Here is a 19,038-nt window from a genome sequence, read left to right as displayed (position 1 = left end):
GTGTTTTTGTTTTATCCTCTAGTGTTGAATGCCAAAGCATACATTTTAATATTCTTTATCATTGATACAAGACCATTTGCTCTTGTAGGTGATAAATGTTCTTTTAAGCCTATTTCGTCAATGAAACCCATTTCGGCATCAATGATGTCTTTTGGAGTTTGATTTGAAAAAACACGAATTAATATAGCAATTATTCCTTTGGTTAAAATTGCATCACTATCGGCAGTGAAGACTATTTTATCTTCATTTTGTTCTCCTTGTAACCAAACTTTTGATTGACAACCTTTAATTAAATTTTCATCAACTTTGAATTCTTCTTTGATTAACGGAAGATTTTTTCCTAACTCGATGATGTATTCATAACGCTGCATCCAATCATCAAACATCGAGAATTCGTCAACAATTTCTTCTTGTATATCTTTAATTTTCATTATTTTGTTTTGCAAATGAATTTATTTTAGTCACTATTCTTTTTATTTCATAAGGAGGGAACCCATGGTCAAAACTTTGTGATTCATAGTTTTTTCCTTTGTAATTTATTTTCAAATTAGCAATCGCCGCACCATCATAAAAGCGTTTTTCAGTAGGTGATTTTAGGTCTTTTATTTCTTCTAAATCGACTTCTTGAAAAAGTTTAACCAGCTCTTTCCAGTCTGCATCTGATATTTTAGTTTGAACGGCTTTTCCTTTTCTATTGTTTTTTACGCTAGCAATATGATTTTTGATGATTATTTCCTGATAATAACCTCTAGTGTTCGCTGTGTATATAATTTCTGCTGTTGCAATATTTTGTTTTACATTATCTTCACAGCCTTTCCCTAGAAAAATGGTCAATATTAATAGCGATAGTAATTTCATATTTTAGTTTTAGGATAACATTAATTGGGCTTTTTTAACGGCATCAACTAAGGCATCAATTTCTTCTTTGGTGTTGTAAAACGAGAAAGAAGCTCTTATGGTTCCTGGGATTCCAAAGAAATTCATAATGGGTTGTGCACAATGGTGACCTGTTCTTACTGCGATTCCTAATTTATCAATAATACTACCAATATCATAAGGGTGAATTCCTTCGATATTAAATGAAATAACCGAAGTTTTTGCTTCGGAATTACCGTAAATACGCAAGCCTTCAATTTCTGACAAACGTTCGGTTGCGTAAGCTAATAATTCTAATTCTTGTTGTTGAATGTTTTCAAAACCTACTTCATTCAAATAATCAATTGCTGTTCCCAAAACAATTCCTCCTGCAATATGTGGTGTTCCCGCTTCAAATTTATGAGGCAATTCGGCATAAGTAGTTTTCTCGAAAGTAACTTCCTTAATCATTTCGCCACCACCCTGATAAGGAGGTAATTTATTTAACCAAGCTTCTTTTCCGTACAAGATTCCGGTTCCTGTTGGTCCACACATTTTGTGTCCCGAAAAAGCATAAAAATCGCAATCTAAAGCCTGAACATCGGGTTTTAAATGCGGCACTGATTGTGCTCCGTCTATCAAGATTGCAGCTCCTACTTCGTGCGCTTTATCAATCATGTATTTGATTGGGTTGATAGTTCCCAAAGCGTTCGAGATGTGATTTACCGTTACAATTTTGGTTTTATCCGAAAGCAATTTATCATATTCAGCCATAACCAACTCTCCGTTTTCATTCATCGGAATGACTTTTAGAGTAGCTCCGGTTTTCTCGCATAACATTTGCCAAGGCACAATATTACTATGGTGCTCTAAATGCGAAACAATCACTTCATCACCTGGTTTTAAAATCGAAGCAAAACCATTGGCAACCAAATTGATCCCAAAAGTAGTTCCTGAAGTAAAAAGTACTTCATGAGCGTGTTTGGCATTAATGTGATTTTGAACTTTGCCACGGGCAATTTCGTAGGCATCAGTTGCCAACTGACTTAAGGTATGAACGCCACGGTGAATATTGGCATTAATTTCCTGATAATATTTTGAAATGGCATCTATAACCACCTGAGGTTTTTGCGAAGTAGCTCCGTTATCGAAATATACTAAAGGTTTTCCGTTTACTTTTTGTTGTAAGATGGGAAAATCAGCTCTTATTTTTTGAATGTCTAACATAATTATTTAGAAAAAATCTTAATACAAAAGTACTAAAACTAAAATTGTTTTCTACTGCAATTATTTGTTTTGATTGATTGTAGTATCATTTAAATCTATAGCAAGAGAATGATGTCTTTTTTTAGCTTTAAGTTTTAATGAAAAAAAACGCAAAGCTTAAATAAATTAAACTTTGCGTTTGTTGTGTCTGTTTTTTCAAAACAATTATAAGTCAAATCCTAATTTCACGCCTAATTTATTGGCGATAATAGTAGTGATTCTTTGTTTTAATTCTGGTATTTTGATGTTTTCGATAACGGCATTAGAGAAAGCATACATCAACAAAGCTTTGGCTTCTTTTTTAGGAATACCTCTTTGTTGCATGTAGAATAAAGCGGTTTCGTCTAATTGTCCAACGGTACAACCGTGAGAACATTTTACATCATCGGCAAAAATTTCCAATTGTGGTTTTGCGTTGATGGTAGCTTTATCACTCAATAAAATGTTGTTGCTTTTTTGGAAAGCATTGGTTTTTTGAGCTTCTTTCTCTACATATACTTTTCCGTTGAAAACACCTGTTGAACGATCAGAGAAGATTCCTTTGTAATCCTGAAAACTCTCACAATTTGGCTCAGCATGATTTACTAAGGTGTAATGATCTACGTGTTGGTTTTCGCCAATAATCGTAATTCCGTTTAACGTACTCGTCAATCTTTCACCGTAATGGTAGAAATTCAAGTTGTTTCTTGTTAGGTTTCCACCAAAAGAAAAAGTATGAACATAAACATGACTTTCTTTTTGTTGTGAAACGTAAGTATTGTCAATTAAATTAGCTTCGAGACTGTCGTTTTGGATTTTATAATAATCCACAATAGCACGTTTTTGAGCAAAAATTTCTGTAACCGAATTAGTTAAAACTGGATTCTCGCTTAAACTTTGGTGACGCTCAATGATTTGTACATGAGAATTCTCACCTACAATAACTAGGTTTCTAGGTTGAACCATTAATGCTGATTCATTTCCTGTTGAGAAATACATAATCTCAATAGGTTTGTCTGCAACCTTGCTTTTTGGAATATTGATGTAAGCTCCTTCATTGGCGAAAGCCGTATTTAATGAAGTCAGGCTGTCGTCTTTGCTCGCAATTTTGTTAAAATAGTTATCAATAACCATTTTGTATTTTGGTTTTGTCAATGCCGAAGACATTAAACAAACATCGATTCCATCGTGTGTGGTTGAAGATAGGTGAGAGCTAAAAATGCCGTCAATAAAAACAACTTTGTACGTATCGATTTCGTGAATAAAGTATTTTTTTACCTGGTTGAATTCTATAGCGCTGTCTTTTTTAGGAAAAACGGTAAAGTCATTTTTTAGAATGGCATTTAGCGAAGTGTATTTCCAAGCTTCCTCTTTTTTAGTAGGGAAGCCTTTGTTTTCAAAGTTTTTTATTGCCGAAGTTCTCACGTCATGAAGTTGTGATTGGACATCAACACGCTCTTCAAAAGCCATAAAAGACGATAATAATTTTTCTTTTAATTCCATTTTTATAATGTTTATGGTTTACGGTTTTTTGTTTGTTGCCCAAGTAGGAACAACAAGCTATAAACTATAAACAAATTTTAATTTTCTCCTTTAATCCAGTCGTATCCTTTATCTTCTAACTCATGTGCTAATTCAGCTCCACCAGATTTTACAATTTTCCCATTGTATAATACGTGAACAAAATCAGGAACGATATAATCTAATAATCTTTGGTAGTGCGTGATTAGGATGATAGCGTTTTTGTCGCTTTTCAATTTGTTAACACCATTGGCAACAATTCTTAAAGCATCGATATCTAAACCAGAATCGGTTTCGTCAAGGATCGCTAATTTAGGTTCCAACATAGCCATTTGGAAAATCTCGTTACGTTTTTTCTCTCCACCAGAGAAACCTTCGTTAAGAGAACGAGATAAAAACTTACGGTCGATTTCTAATAATTCTGATTTTTCACGAATTACTTTCAGCATTTCGTTAGCTGGCATCTCTTCCTGACCGTTAGCTTTACGTGTTTCGTTGATAGCAGTTTTCATGAAGTTTGTTACCGAAACACCAGGGATTTCAACCGGGTATTGGAATGAAAGAAACACTCCTTTGTGTGCTCTTTCTTCAGGAGCTAATTCAGAGATGTCTTCGTTTTCTAATAGGATTTCACCTTGAGTTACCTCATAATTTTCGTTTCCTGCAATAATTGCCGAAAGAGTACTTTTTCCAGCTCCATTTGGTCCCATTATCGCATGGATTTCTCCTGCTTTTACTTCTAAATCGATTCCTTTAAGAATTTCTTTATCACCTATTGAGGCGTGTAGATTTTTTATTGATAACATTCTTTAATGTGTTTTTCTTTATTTAATAATGTCCTTTTAATGAAAATATGCTTAAAATATCAATCGTATTCTCGTCTATAATTTCATATATAATTCTATGTTCTTTATCAATTCTTCTTGACCATTTTCCTGAAAGCTCGTGTTTTAAAGCTTCGGGCTTTCCAATTCCATCATAAGGATGAAGTTGTATATCTTCAATTAATGTATTAATTTTTCGTAAAATGGTTTTATTACCAGATTTGACCCAAAAATCTAAATCTTTTTTAGCTTTTGGAGTAAATACTATTTGCATAAAGCTTGTATTTCCTCCAGGGTCATTTTTATACCTCTTCCTTCCTGAAGATCTTTTTGACCTTGTAAAATTTCTTTCACAAATTCTTCATTGTATGGCTTTTCTTCTTCAATTGTAATTTCAAATCCAAGCGATTTTGCCAGTGATTTCAATACTGGAAAATCTTTTTTCTTTACATTTTTTAAAACAAGATCCATGACTATTCAGATTTAAAAATTATCCTACTGATCCTTCAAGAGAAATTTCTAATAATTTTTGTGCTTCAACAGCAAATTCCATTGGCAACTTGTTTAATACATCTTTACTGAAACCGTTTACAATTAAGGCAATGGCTTTCTCAGTTGGTATTCCACGTTGGTTGCAATAGAAAACTTGGTCTTCACCAATTTTAGAAGTGGTTGCTTCGTGTTCTATTTTAGCAGTTGGATTTTTACTTTCGATATAAGGGAAAGTATGTGCTCCACAATTGTTACCCATCAATAATGAGTCACATTGAGAAAAGTTACGGGCGTTATCAGCTCTTGGACTAATTTGTACCAATCCTCTATAACTGTTTTGCGATTTCCCAGCCGAAATACCTTTAGAAATAATGGTCGATTTAGTGTTTTTACCTAAATGAATCATTTTTGTTCCTGTATCGGCTTGTTGATAATTATTTGTAACGGCAATCGAATAGAATTCTCCTATTGAGTTGTCTCCTTTTAAAATAACAGAAGGATATTTCCAGGTTATCGCAGATCCTGTTTCAACCTGTGTCCAGGAAATTTTAGCGTTAGTTTCGCAGAATCCTCTTTTGGTCACAAAATTGAAAACTCCACCTTTACCCTCCTTGTTTCCAGGATACCAGTTTTGAACGGTAGAATATTTAATTTCGGCATTGTCCAAAGCGATTAGCTCAACTACAGCAGCGTGCAATTGGTTTTCATCACGACTTGGAGCCGTACAACCTTCTAAGTATGATACATAACTTCCTTCGTCAGCAATAACCAGTGTTCTTTCGAACTGTCCAGTTCCTGCTTGATTAATACGGAAATAAGTAGATAATTCCATTGGACATTTTACGCCTTTTGGAATATAACAAAACGAACCATCAGAGAAAACAGCCGAATTTAAAGCGGCATAAAAGTTGTCTCTTTGAGGAACAACGGTACCGAGATATTTACGAACTAATTCAGGATGTTCTTTGATGGCTTCAGAAATACTCATAAAGATAATTCCTTTTTCGCCTAATGTTTTTTTGAATGTTGTAGCTACAGAAACAGAGTCTACTACAATATCCATCGCCACATTATTCATCATTTTTTGCTCATCGACAGAGATACCCAACTTTTTGTACATTTCCAAAAGTTCAGGATCTACATCGTCCAAGGTTTTGTTTGGGTCTGCTTTTTTTGGAGCTGAGTAATAAGATATAGCTTGAAAATCCGGTTTTTCATATTTTACATTGGCCCAATTTGGCTCAATCATTTCCTCCCAAGCTCTGAAAGCTTCGATACGCCAATCGGTCATCCATTGTGGTTCACCTTTTTTCTGTGAAATGGCACGAACAATGTCTTCATTTAACCCAATAGGAAACGTCTCCGATTCTAGATTGGTGTAAAATCCGTACTCGTACTCTTTCGTTTCGAGTTCGATTTTTAAATCGTCTTCTGTGTATTTGCTCATTTTTTTAATTTAAAGATTACTTCGTCCGTCCGCCCATCAGGCTTGGGATAAAAATTTAAAGATTGAGAACCTCTTTAAATATTTTTTTAATCATTTATTTTCGATTCTAATTTCAGGATTTGATTCTTTTAATAATGGGTTTCAAATTCCTTAAAAAAGATTTAGTTTTTTATCAAAGATTTAAAGAGAAAAACTTTCTCCACATCCACAAGTTCTAGTTGCATTTGGGTTATTGAAAACAAATCCTTTTCCGTTTAATCCGCCTGAGAATTCTAAAATAGTTCCAGCTAAATATAAGAATGATTTTTTTTCTACGGCAATAGTTATGTCGTTGTCTATGAAAATTTTATCGTCTTCACCTTTGTTTTTGTCGAACTTTAAATCATAAGATAAGCCCGAGCACCCACCGCTTTTAACACCTACTCTTACATAATCTGTGGCGGCATCAAAACCATCATCTTTCATTAAGTCGATGATTTTCTTTTTGGCAGTATCAGAAACCTTTATCATTGTGTATTGATTTTGTCTAAATTAACTGCAAAGATAAGGCATAAAAACGGTAATGCACAATAGATAACATTTTTATAACTAATAAGCAAATAGATAATAGTTATTTATCCTACTTATTTAGAATGAATATATCTTATTTTGATTTATTAGTTAATAAATGATTTATTTTGTTTTACAAATACTTTCATTTTACATAAATTGCCATTGCTAATTATTTTAGAATTTTTAAATAAAAAATATGAAGTTATATCCCATAGAAACAGGAAATTTTAAATTGGACGGAGGTGCTATGTTTGGCGTTGTGCCAAAAACGATTTGGAGTAAAACCAATCCTGCCGACACTAATAATTTAATTGATATTGCTGCCCGTTGTTTATTGATAGAAGGCGACAATCGATTGATTTTAATTGACACCGGAATGGGTAATAAGCAATCGGAGAAGTTTTTTGGTTATTATTCTCTTTGGGGAACGCATTCTATGGATAAATCCTTGGCACAATTTGGTTTTCATCGTGATGATATTACCGATGTATTTCTAACGCACTTGCATTTTGATCATTGTGGAGGTTCTATTCAATGGAATGCCGATAAAACGGGCTACGAACCTGCTTTTAAAAACGCTAAGTTTTGGTCGAATGAAAATCATTGGCAATGGGCTACGAAGCCTAATTCCCGTGAAAAAGCCTCTTTCCTGTCGGAAAATATTTTGCCTATGCAAGAAAGCGGTCAGCTCAATTTTATCAAAAGAAATGAAACCGATTTTCTGGAAAAATCCGAATTGGATTTTGGAATTTTCTTTGTCGATGGACATACCGAAAAACAGATGATTCCGCATATTCAATACAAGGGGAAAACCATCGTTTTTTGTGCCGATTTATTGCCAACAGCAGGACACATTCCTATTCCGTATGTCATGGGATATGATACCAGACCGCTTTTGACAATAGATGAAAAAACAAAATTCATGAATGCTGCTGCCGATAATAATTACTATTTGTTTATGGAACACGATGCACACAATCCAATAATCACTGTGAAACATACTGAAAAAGGAGTACGTTTGAATGAAGTTTTTACTTGTGAGGATATCTTGTAAGCTGTGGTTATTTTAAACGAAAAAACTCCATTTTATATTAATTTTAAAATGGAGTTTTTTCGTTTTTAGATGTTTCACTTTTCATAAAAAGCGTATAATAAAAAGGCAAATTTATGTTAGTGATTGTGTATTAATTTGTTTTAAATTTCCATGTTTGTCCCATCGTTTCCCCTCCTTTGTTGTCTTTAACTACTACTTTCCAAAAATATTCTTTTGAAGGATTTAAAGTTACGTCAACTGATGTTACTGCAATATTTTCACTTATTTTTGATGTTGGAGGATTGGCGGTACCAAAATAAACATCGTAAGTAAGAATGTCGGTTTTATCTACATCAATGGCAGTCCAGCTTAATTTTGCAGTTGTTGTATTTAATACGGAATTTATTGTTGGTTGTACCAATTCTGGCAAAAAAGGCAAATGATTGATTACCGCTTCGCCGGCAGTGTAAAATTTGAATGTTGTAGAATATTCGCTTAATAAACTTTGATTATCTGTTGCTTTTATTCTCCAATAGTAAGCAGTATTTTTTTCTAATGCGATAGTTTGCGAATTAGAAGTTCCCTCAGCACTTTTTACAATTTGCGAAAATTGACTGTCTTTTGCAATCTGTATTTGATAGCTTGTGGTATTTTTATTTGCATCTACAGGTATATTCCACTGAAAGCTAACCGAATTATCAATACATAATATATTATTTGCAGGAGCAATTAAAGTAGGGGCTATTGGTGCTGTATCAGTTGAATCATCACCGCCGCTACTGCAAGAAATGAATAAAAAACTAATGAGTGTATAGTATATAAAATTCTTCATTTTTATTTTTTTATGATTTTTAGATATTTGGGTTGAGTCAGGTATATTTTTGCAATATAAACTCCTGAAGCTTGATTTTCAAGATTGAGAAGAACACGTCCATTAACAGGAGTATAGGTTTCTTTCGAAATAATTTTAGAATCCATGGTGTACAAATCGATAACAATCTCTTTGATTGAAATTGGTATTTCAATCTCAAACTTTCCGCTTGTGGGATTTGGATGAGCCAAAACGGATTCGAATACATCGGTATCTATTTCTTTTAAATAAATTCTTTCACAGGCTTTAGCTGTTTTTATTTCTAAAAAATCTCCTTTGTTAACTCCTACCGAAAAAGTATCCGAAGCGGTTTCGAATTGTTCTTCCCCATTTACAAAAACGGTATAAGGAGCTGTACCTTCTGTTATTTCAACAGCAGCCATGCGGGAAGAAACAGTTGATTTTGCTGTAATAGTAGCTCCTTTTGGAATTGTAACAGTGAAATTTTGTTCGAAAAGTTCTCCCGTAATTGTAATGGATACATTGTAGACAGCCGGTGCCAAACTGGAAACTTTTAAACTATTATTTACTAAGGGATATTTCGTTCCGTTTATATTAGCTACATAGTTATAGCTGGCTTTGGCAGAAATGTTTATTTCTCCGTTGTTTTGATTTAAACAGCTTTCTCCTTTTGATTCGATGGTGAAGTTGTTTGAAGGAAGTGATATAAAGACAGTAATCATATTGGTAACTGTCTTTGTATTGCTACCCGCACCGTTTGTAGCGGTGAGTTTTACAGTATAAGTTCCAGCATCCACAAAGGTGAATGTAGGGTTTTGTAAGGATGATGTAAGTGTAGTAGAACCTGTTCTGGTAATTTCCCAAGCCCAAGAGGTAGGTGTATTTGTAGAATTGTCCTTAAAATTAATGCTTTCATTAGTGTTTATAGCAGTGGTAGATGCCGTAAAATTGGCTAAAGGGATTAGTGTTGGTGGAGTCACCGTAATCATATTAGTAACTGTCTTTGTATTACTACCCGCACCGTTTGTAGCGGTAAGTTTTACAGTATAAGTCCCAGCATCCACAAAGGTGAATGTAGGGTTTTGTAAGGAGGATGTAAGTGTAGTCGAACCTGATCTGGTAATTTCCCAAGCCCAAGAGGTAGGTGTATTTGTAGAATTGTCTTTAAAATTAATGCTTCCATTACTGTTTACAGCAGTGGTTGCTGCCATAAAATTAGCTACAGGGATTAGTGTTGGTGGAGTTGCATCTTTTACGGTTACTATTTGTGTAGCTGTTGCGATATTGTTGCTTGCATCTTTTACAGTCCAGGTTACAGAGGTGTTTCCTAGTGGAAAAGTGGTTGGGGCATTATTAGTTACAGAAGTTACAGAACAATTATCAGCCGTTACAGGTGTTCCTAATATAACTCCTGTGGCTGTACCATTCGAATCTGCATTTATAATTACAGTTGGCGGAGCAGTAATCGTAGGTTTAGTTGCATCTGATACAACAATTGTTTGAATCGCTGTTACAGTATTACCACTAGTATCTTTTACTGTCCAGGTCACCTTGGTGATTCCTAAAGGGAAAGTCGTTGGAGCGTCATTGCTTATTGAAGCAACGGAACAATTATCCGCTGTTACTGGTGTACCTAATACGACTCCTGTTGCTGTGCAGTTTGAATTTGTGTATGCTGCTTTTGTTGCCAGAGTTGAGATAGTTGGTAAAGTAATATCTTTTACGGTTACTATTTGTGTAGCTGTTGCGATGTTGTTGCTAGCATCTGTTACAGTCCAAGTTACGGTGGTGTTTCCTATAGGGTAACTAGAAGGGGCATTATTCTTTACTGAATAAACTGTACAGTTGTCCGCAGTAATTGGAGTCCCCAATGCAACTCCGTAGGCTTTACAATCTGAAACAGCATTCACTATTTTGTCTGCTGGAGCAGTGATGGTTGGCAAAGTAACATCTTTTACAGTAACTATTTGAGTAGCCGTTGCGGTGTTATTATTTGCGTCTTTTACTGTCCAGGTTACCGTAGTATTTCCTACAGGGTAAGTTGTTGGGGCGTTATTAGTTACCGAAACAACGGAACAGTTATCAGCGGTTACCGGAGTTCCTAATACAACGTCTGTGGCTGAGCAATTTGAGGTTGTATTTACTGTTATTGCTGCAGGAGCAGTGATAATAGGGTTTTGAGTGTCGGTATTTGTACTTACAATAAGACTCTTGCTTATGGTTGCTGAATTGGCATCTGTTACTTTGCAAGAATAAGTGCCGGTACTTAATCCGGTAATTGTTTCCGTAGTAGCCCCATTTGACCAAAGATAAGAATACGGACTTTTGCCATTAGAAACCGAGATTGAGGCTGAACCGTCAAAACTGTCAGGACAAGATGTGTTTGTCGGAGTAGCTGTTGCATTTAATGCTGTCTCATTGTATTCTCCTTTTAAACGTATTAAAAATGCAGAATTATTATCTCCTTTATACCCAGTAAAGCCTCCTCCCACAATTAATTTGCCATCGGGTTGTAGATTTAGAGAATATACTGCAGGAATATAGTCACCAGAATAAATAAACTCTTCCAAAAAATTTAAAGTAAACAGGGCACCTACATTAAATGACAGATCTTTACTTCCATCAGAATTCAATCGGGCTAAACGATCATAAGTGTAAATTTCTTGGAAACGGACAAAGCCCCCAGCCACTATTATTTTTCCGTCTTCTTGTAAAACAATGGAATAAATATAATAATCAAATCCTGTTCCGATGTTAAAGGATGTATCTTTGCTGCCATCTGAATTTAAACGAATCAAGTAATTGTTGCTATTTCCCTGATAGTATTTAAATTGCCCACCAACTAGTATTTTTCCATCAGGCTGTAAGACAATAGTTTGGATGGTTCCTAGTGTGTATTGACTACCAAATCCAGTTCCTATATTAAAGGAAGTATCTTTGGTGCCATCTGGATTTAAACGAATCAAATAGTTTTGACTAGCGCCCTGATAGTTTTTAAAGTTTCCGCCTACAATTAATCTTCCGTCAGGCTGCAAGGCAACTGCTAAAACAGAACCATCAAACCCTGTTCCTATATTAAATGAACTGTCCTTACTCCCATCCTTATTCAGGCGGATCAAACGATTTTGGCTGCTCCCTTGATAGGTAGTAAATTCTCCATTTACTATTATTTTATCATCGGATTGTATTGTTAAACCTCGAACATTTCCGTTAAATCCTGTTTTTATGTCAAAAGAGACATCTCTGCCTCCATCGGCATTTAAACGAGTCAAATAATTTTGAGTCACATCTTGATAGGTAGTAAATAGTCCTCCTACAACTATTTTTCCGTCGGATTGTTGAGCGGTTGAATAAACAGAATCATTAAATCCCTTTCCTATATTAAAGGAGCTGTCTTTGCTTCCATCAGTATTAAAACGAATTAAATGTTTTTGAGGATTTTCTAGATAAGTAGTAAATTTTCCTCCAACCAGTATTTTTCCGTCAGTTTGAAGAGAAGTAGTATAAACTTTGTTGTTAAATCCGCTTCCTTTGTGAAAGGTAGTATCCTTGCTGCCATCGGGATTTATACGAATGAAATATCTTTCCATAATTTCTTGGTAAAAAGCAAAATTTCCACCAACTAATATTTTTCCATCGGATTGGATGGCTATAGAATTTACGTGAATACCATTTGAACCACCAAATCCAGTTCCTGCGGCGAAGGTTGAATCTAAGCTCCCATCAGCATTTAGACGAAGTAAATTAGATGGAAAAAATGTCCCTCCTATAAGTATTTTTCCATCAGATTGAACAGCTACTGTTTCAACTCCACCAGGATAGAAGTTACTTTTAAAAACATTAAAAGATGTGTCTTTGCTCCCATCTATATTTAAACGGATTAAACTATCTTGAGTTTTTCCATCATAATTATCAAACCATCCTGCTACCAATATTTTTCCATTATTTTGTAGAGTTATAGTAAAGACTCGAGAATCAAATCCCATTCCAATCCTAAAGGAAGTGTCTTCACTTCCATCTGGATTTAAACGAATAATATAATTTTGAACTAATCCTTGGTATTTTGAAAAATCTCCACCGACTAATATTTTTCCATCGGTTTGAAGGGTAACAGTATAAACAGTGCTATTAAATCCACTACCTATATTAAATGTGGTATCTTTACTTCCATCTGGATTTAAACGAATCAGATGATTTTCAGTGGCTCCCTGAAAACCAATAAAGTCGCCTCCTACTATAATTTTCCCATCACTTTGTATTGTTATTGAACGAACAGTTGCGTCACTAGGAAAATTTGCTTTATCCTCAATAAATCCAGTTCCTATGTTAAAAGATGTATCTTTGCTGCCATCAGAATTTAATCGGATTAATCCATTTTGATTAGCTCCTTGAAATTTAGTAAAATAACCGCCAACTAATATTTTTCCGTCAGCTTGTAAGGCTACTGCATAGAGACTCGCATCAAATCCAGTTCCTGTATTAAAGGTAGTATCTTTGCTCCCGTCAGTATTTAAACGGATTATCCCGTTTTCTATAGCCCCCTTGTATGATTGGAAGCTACCAACAACTATTATTTTTCCATCAGATTGAATAGCTATAGATTTAATATCTTCATTACTAAATCCTGGAAATGGACCAAACTTGCTTTCAATATTCGTAGGATTTTGTGAAAGGAGTATGAAAGATTGTAAAATACAAATTAATAGTAAAATTTTCCTCATATTATAAGGTTTAGAGCTTGTTATGATTTTGATTATACGTGTAATTTTTTTATTACACAATATTACAATAAATATTACTTTTCCTATGAATTTTTGTAAGAATTCATTCTTTTTTAATTTGATTAAACTTTATAAAAAGAAATAGAGGCTGTGAGTATTATACATAAGCCCACAATTACCCTGGAAACATACCGAAAAAGAAGTGAGGATATCTTAATCTAGTGTTAATCCTGATGTTTTTCGAATAGAAAAATTATTTTTAATCTATATTTGAAATGGACTAAATAATTAATGTACATGAATACGATAAAACCCATCTGTCTTTCTGTTTTCTCTGCTTTGGTTTTAGCAGGATGTGGAGCGCAAAAACTGCCTAATTATAAATCGCTAACGGAAATAACAGCACCGGTAAACATAAAGAAAAATAAGGCTTTGACTGAAACCCAATTGAAACATTGGAATCAATACGATATTGTTAAAGATACGGTTCCGGGGATGAGTGTGGACAGGGCTTATGCTGAATTATTGAAAAACAGAAAGAGTAAGAAAGTTATTGTTGGAATTGTTGATTCGGGAGTAGATATAGAACACGAAGATTTGAAATCGGTGATTTGGACGAATCCTAAAGAAATTCCCGGAAACGGAATTGACGATGATAAAAACGGCTATGTAGATGATATTCATGGCTGGAATTTTCTGGGTGATATTGTTAAAGAGCATTTAGAATACGAAAGAATTATTAAGGATAAGAGTTTGGTAGACGAGGCTACTTATCAGGAAGCAAAAAAACAATACGATAAGAAAATAGCCGATGCGGAGGGAGAAAAAAGTTATTTTACTAAAATGATTACCGATGTAACTAATGCTGATAAAACGATTCAGAAGCAATTAGGAAAAGGAGTGTATACTGTTGACGAATTGAAAACGGTAGAATCTAAAGATACTTTGGTTCAAAAAAGTAAGGCAATTGTAGAGAGAATGTTCTCGTATGGAATGCCTGTTGTCGATTTTAAAAATGAGGTTCAAAAACAAATAGATGCTAAAGACGAACTGTTAAAAGAACAGGACAAGTTTGATGTTGATTATAGAAAAGTTCTTGGCGATAATCCCAACGATATTACAGCTACCAATTATGGTAACAATAACGTGACAGGACCAGATAAGGAAGAGGCACTTCACGGAACTCACGTGGCTGGAATTGTTGCTCAGCTAAGAAATAACAATATTGGGGGTGACGGGATTGCCGATAATGTAGCTATTCTTACCGTTCGTGCCGTTCCTGATGGCGACGAATACGACAAAGATATTGCTCTGGCTATTCGATATGCTGTGGATAATGGAGCAAAAGTAATTAATGGAAGTTTTGGAAAAGCATTTTCACCACATAAAAATTGGGTTTTTGATGCCATTAAATACGCCGCTAAAAAAGATGTGCTAATCGTTCATGCAGCAGGAAATGATGCTAAAAACATCGATTATTATGATAATTTTCCAAATGATTCAGAGGATAAGAAAACAGAGATTTCAGATAATTTAATTACTGTTGGTGCTCTGAATTTTGAGTATGACAAAAATATTGCCGCTCGTTTTTCAAACATTGGTAAAATCAATGTGGATGTTTTTGCACCTGGGGTGAAAATTTATGCTTCTATTCCTGATAATAAATATCGATTTTTGCAAGGAACTTCTATGGCTGCGCCAAATGTGGCTGGAGTTGCAGCATTGATTCGTTCCTATTATCCAAAATTAACCGCTTCACAAGTAAAACATATTTTGATGGATTCGGGAGTAGCAATTAATATGGATGTTGTTGTGGGAGGAAATCCGAAAGATATGCGTGCTTTTAGCGAATTATCAAAAACAGGAAAAATAGTAAACGCCTACAATGCTATTTTGATGGCCAATAAAATGGCTAAAAAATAATTTGACAAGTCATTAATCTAATGGAAGGACAAACATCCTTCCATTTTTTTATTATAAACGAATGAGAAAAATCCTTTTACTGTCGTTGATTTTATCAAACACTTTTTTTCTATTTGCCCAAAGTTCCTCTTATTGGCAACAAGAAGTTGATTATAAAATGGAAGTGTTTATGGATGTTAAACATTTTCAATACAAAGGAACACAGGAGTTGGTTTATACTAATAACTCATTGGATACTTTGAAGAAAGTATATTATCATTTGTATAATAATGCTTTTCAACCGGGTAGCGAGATGGATGCCAGATCGCAAAGCATTAAAGATCCTGATGCCAGAATGGTGAAAAAAACCAAAGTAGATGGCGTAGAGGTAAAAGAAAACCGAATTCAAAATTTGAAACCCAACGAAATCGGTTATTTAAAAATCAGCAATTTTAAGCAAGATGGTGCTGAGGCAAGAACAAAAACGATTGGAACTATTTTAGAAGTTGTTTTGGCAAAGCCAATTCTGCCCAATTCTAAAACTACTTTTACCTTAGATTTTGACGGACAGGTTCCAGTGCAAATTCGTCGTTCGGGCAGGAATAATTCAGAAGGAGTGGCATTGTCCATGGCGGAATGGTATCCAAAAATAGCCGAATTTGATTTTGAAGGTTGGCATGCCGATCCGTATATAGCCAGAGAATTTTATGGAGTTTGGGGCAATTTTGATGTAAAAATTACGATTGATAAAGACTATACACTTGGCGGTACAGGCTATTTGCAAAATCCTAACGAAATAGGTCATGGCTATCAGGAAAATGGAGTTGAGATTGTGTATCCAAGAAAAACGAAGAATCTAACTTGGCATTTTGTTGCGCCAAAAGTTCATGATTTTACCTGGGCTGCCGATAAAGAATATTTGCATGATGTAGTCAAAGGACCAAATGATGTCGATTTACATTTTTTATATAAAAACAATCCAAAAATACTTGAAAACTGGAAAAATGTCCAACCTTTAATGGTTAAGGCAATGGATTTGTACAATAAAAATATTGGCAATTATCCATACAAACAATATTCTTTTATTCAGGGTGGCGATGGCGGAATGGAGTATGCCATGTGTACGCTGATTTTAGGAAACGGAACGCTTCAAGGGATTTGCGGTACGGCAACGCATGAGTTGGGGCATTCCTGGTTTCAGCATGTTTTGGCTTCCAATGAGTCGAAACACGCTTGGATGGATGAAGGTTTTACAACCTATGTTGAGAATTTGGTTAAGAATGAAATGGCGGTTAAAAAAGTAGAAAATCCGTTTAAGCTGAATTATACAGCCTACGTTGATTTAGTAAATACAGGTAAGGAACAGCCGCAAACCACCCATAGCGATCGATACGATGAGAACCGTTCGTATAGTGTTTCGTCTTACCTCAAGGGAAGTATTTTCTTGTCGCAATTGGGGTATTTAATTGGTCAGGATAAAGTAGCCCAAACCATTAAAAGGTATTATCAGGATTTTAAATTCAAACATCCTACACCAAATGACATTAAGCGAACTGCCGAACGCATTTCGGGAGCGGAACTCGATTGGTATTTGAACGAGTGGACCGAAACCACAAATACCATTGATTACGGAATTGCAGCGGTTAAAGATAATGGAGAAAATACGACCGTGAGTTTAGAACGAATGGGCAGAATGCCAATGCCTATTGATTTGCAAGTGGAATATGTGGATGGAACAGTGGAGAGTTTTTACATTCCGTTGCGAATGATGTATTTTGAAAAAGAAAATCCAAATTCGGATGTTAAAAGAACGGTTTTAGGAGATTGGGCTTGGGCAAATCCAAAATATGAATTCAGTATTCCAAAACCTAAAAACAAGATCAAAAAAATAACCATTGATCCAAGTAGTTTAATGGCTGATGTAAAACCAGTGAATAATACATATGAAGTGAAATAGTTTTTATTTCTTACTTTAAGTCAAAAACCCGACAGCTTTCGAAAGTTGTCGGGTTTTTTATCCTAAATGCAGTAATGTTAGAAACGTTGATTACTTCCCCTCCTTTGGAGGGGTGCCTGAAAGGCGGGGTGGTTAATTATTTGCTTAAAGACAACAGGTGTGATAACCAAAAGTAGTTTGTTTTTATGACTATACTTTTTTGGAATTTCTTTGTGGGCACAGGCAAATGCCTGCGCTAAAGTTTGCCTATATCTGAGCGGTCGGGTTCTAAAAGTCTACGATAATGGGAAGTCTGCACCATCAGGGTTGCTATTTATAAAATTGGTATCCAAAATTATAGCTTTGTAAACATCCGAAATTAGTAGATTTTTAATATAAGAATTAAATCGTGGCATCATCTTAAAAATTACCTATTATTACATACTCTTTTGTTTTATTCTTTTTCTCTACCACTGATTTTAAAAACTGTTTCAACTCATTAGTTAGTGGTAATTGATTTTGACTACTCCAAAATTCTTCAGAATATGAAAAATTAGCTTTGAATAAATCTTTGTTTTCTGGGAAATTTTTTTTGACAATCTTATTAGTAAAACTATTGGTAGTCACCAAGTCATAGGTAGCTTCATAATTTGATTTTACTTGGTCAGTAACGATTTCAAAGCTGTTTTTTAGATATGAATTCCCAATATAATATTTGTTTTTTTGAATGTCTTTATTAAACATAATAAATAGTGTTAAGCCAGTTGTTTTCAACTTAGAAGAACCTCCTCGAGAATAGGGACTATTCTTATAATATTCTACGATTTCATAAGCTACTTCTTTTATAGCTTTTTCATTTTTGTCAATAAGATAATAACCTTTTTCAGGTAAACAATCTTTATTCTCATCATTTTTTACAAATTCAATTTTTCGATATTGCAAATCGTTTGATGGGACTTCTGTAAATACATATTCTTTTGGCTTCAAGATGATAGCTGAAAACCATAAGAATAAGGTTTTGTAACTTGGAAATTGAATGTATGGAATTTTGTTTCTCTCAGAAAGTTCTACTTTTCTTAAATTTAGAATTTCTAATCCATATTTGATTTCATCTATTGATTTTTTTGGATAAAAAGTATTTCTCCAAATTTTTCCGGAAATATCCTGTACTCTTACAATTTTATCTTCTTTTTTTAACAGGCATCTTAAGAAAAAATCCTCATTGTAAGGCTCTAAAGGATAAATTTTCCATACATTTTTATAGACTTCTTTAAGAAAACTTGTGGGATTATTTACTGTAATTTCATCTAAATTTATTGCATTTGCAATCATGAAAATAGTGTCTTTTTTTTCAATTTCTTCAAAAGTGGTATGTATGGTTTCATATCCAACATAACTAATAGTAATATCTTTTTCTTTTGAAAAGAAGAGGAATTGACCGTCTTTATTTGTTATTGTATTGTCTGTTTTATTACTGATATTGGCATATTCCAAAGGGGTCTTTGTTTTGCTGTCAATAATCGTATTTTTTGTTTTTAAAGTTTGTCCTTTTGCAGTATTAATAATAAATAATACTATTACTATTTTAGAATATTTTATTAGCATAATTTTAGGATGAATAAAACAGTGTAAACTTTATAAAGAGATTTTATTTTTTTTCATCTAATTGCCTTTCTAA

At 34.2% G+C, this 19,038-nt stretch carries 15 protein-coding genes; 3 read left to right on the top strand and 12 right to left on the bottom strand.

Going from position 1 to position 19,038, the window contains the following annotated elements:
• Positions 1 to 11: 11 nt before the first annotated feature.
• From GTZ96_RS06755 to GTZ96_RS06715, 9 genes are all read right to left on the bottom strand, one after another.
• Positions 12 to 431, bottom strand: a complete 420-nt coding sequence (locus tag GTZ96_RS06755) for a SufE family protein (protein WP_161642179.1) — start codon at positions 429 to 431, stop codon at positions 12 to 14.
• Positions 421 to 858 carry a hypothetical protein gene (locus GTZ96_RS06750; protein WP_161642177.1) on the bottom strand — a complete coding sequence of 146 codons (438 nt, stop codon included), beginning with the start codon at positions 856 to 858 and terminating at the stop codon, positions 421 to 423. The genes GTZ96_RS06755 and GTZ96_RS06750 overlap by 11 nt, the downstream gene beginning before the upstream one ends.
• Positions 859 to 867: 9 nt before the next feature.
• Positions 868 to 2,082, bottom strand: a complete 1,215-nt coding sequence (locus GTZ96_RS06745; protein ID WP_161642175.1) for an aminotransferase class V-fold PLP-dependent enzyme — start codon at positions 2,080 to 2,082, stop codon at positions 868 to 870.
• 204 nt (positions 2,083 to 2,286) lie between these two features.
• Positions 2,287 to 3,603: a Fe-S cluster assembly protein SufD gene (gene sufD / locus GTZ96_RS06740; RefSeq protein ID WP_161642173.1), complete on the bottom strand. Its 1,317-nt coding sequence runs from the start codon at positions 3,601 to 3,603 to the stop codon at positions 2,287 to 2,289.
• Between the two features lie 77 nt (positions 3,604 to 3,680).
• A complete protein-coding gene (gene sufC, locus GTZ96_RS06735) occupies positions 3,681 to 4,427 on the bottom strand; it encodes a Fe-S cluster assembly ATPase SufC (protein ID WP_161642171.1) in 747 nt (248 codons plus the stop codon).
• A 22-nt stretch (positions 4,428 to 4,449) separates the two neighbouring features.
• Complete coding sequence (locus tag GTZ96_RS06730; RefSeq protein WP_161642169.1) at positions 4,450 to 4,719, bottom strand: Txe/YoeB family addiction module toxin; 270 nt, start codon at positions 4,717 to 4,719, stop codon at positions 4,450 to 4,452.
• On the bottom strand, positions 4,710 to 4,916 hold the full coding sequence (locus GTZ96_RS06725; protein WP_161642167.1) for a DUF2683 family protein: 207 nt from the start codon (positions 4,914 to 4,916) through the stop codon (positions 4,710 to 4,712). Before GTZ96_RS06725 ends, GTZ96_RS06730 begins: the two co-directional genes overlap by 10 nt.
• A 19-nt stretch (positions 4,917 to 4,935) precedes the next feature.
• Positions 4,936 to 6,384, bottom strand: coding sequence for a Fe-S cluster assembly protein SufB (gene sufB / locus GTZ96_RS06720; RefSeq protein WP_161642165.1), 1,449 nt, complete (start codon positions 6,382 to 6,384; stop codon positions 4,936 to 4,938).
• Between the two features lie 180 nt (positions 6,385 to 6,564).
• Positions 6,565 to 6,894, bottom strand: a complete 330-nt coding sequence (locus GTZ96_RS06715) for a HesB/IscA family protein (RefSeq protein ID WP_073242352.1) — start codon at positions 6,892 to 6,894, stop codon at positions 6,565 to 6,567.
• A gap of 238 nt (positions 6,895 to 7,132) precedes the next feature.
• On the opposite strand from GTZ96_RS06715, the gene GTZ96_RS06710 reads away from it, so the two are divergent.
• On the top strand, positions 7,133 to 7,990 hold the full coding sequence (locus GTZ96_RS06710) for an MBL fold metallo-hydrolase (protein ID WP_161642163.1): 858 nt from the start codon (positions 7,133 to 7,135) through the stop codon (positions 7,988 to 7,990).
• 130 nt (positions 7,991 to 8,120) lie between these two features.
• Here GTZ96_RS06710 and GTZ96_RS06705 read toward each other — a convergent pair whose 3' ends face one another.
• A complete protein-coding gene (locus GTZ96_RS06705; protein ID WP_161642160.1) occupies positions 8,121 to 8,801 on the bottom strand; it encodes a glycoside hydrolase family 78 protein in 681 nt (226 codons plus the stop codon).
• Between the two features lie 2 nt (positions 8,802 to 8,803).
• Complete coding sequence (locus GTZ96_RS06700) at positions 8,804 to 13,522, bottom strand: HYR domain-containing protein (RefSeq protein WP_161642158.1); 4,719 nt, start codon at positions 13,520 to 13,522, stop codon at positions 8,804 to 8,806.
• A gap of 297 nt (positions 13,523 to 13,819) precedes the next feature.
• Between GTZ96_RS06700 and GTZ96_RS06695 the strand changes: the two genes are divergently transcribed.
• Entirely contained in the window at positions 13,820 to 15,445 is a 1,626-nt protein-coding gene (locus GTZ96_RS06695) for a S8 family peptidase (protein ID WP_161642156.1), read from the top strand.
• 61 nt (positions 15,446 to 15,506) lie between these two features.
• A complete protein-coding gene (locus GTZ96_RS06690) occupies positions 15,507 to 17,381 on the top strand; it encodes a M1 family metallopeptidase (protein WP_161642154.1) in 1,875 nt (624 codons plus the stop codon).
• A 399-nt stretch (positions 17,382 to 17,780) separates the two neighbouring features.
• Here GTZ96_RS06690 and GTZ96_RS06685 read toward each other — a convergent pair whose 3' ends face one another.
• A complete protein-coding gene (locus GTZ96_RS06685) occupies positions 17,781 to 18,965 on the bottom strand; it encodes a carboxypeptidase-like regulatory domain-containing protein (protein WP_161642152.1) in 1,185 nt (394 codons plus the stop codon).
• Positions 18,966 to 19,038: the final 73 nt, after the last annotated feature.

This window comes from Flavobacterium undicola (assembly GCF_009909155.2).
In the GTDB taxonomy this organism is placed as follows: domain Bacteria; phylum Bacteroidota; class Bacteroidia; order Flavobacteriales; family Flavobacteriaceae; genus Flavobacterium; species Flavobacterium undicola.
Note: the sequence above shows the minus strand (reverse complement) of the source record. Positions and strands in the feature narration are given on the sequence as shown.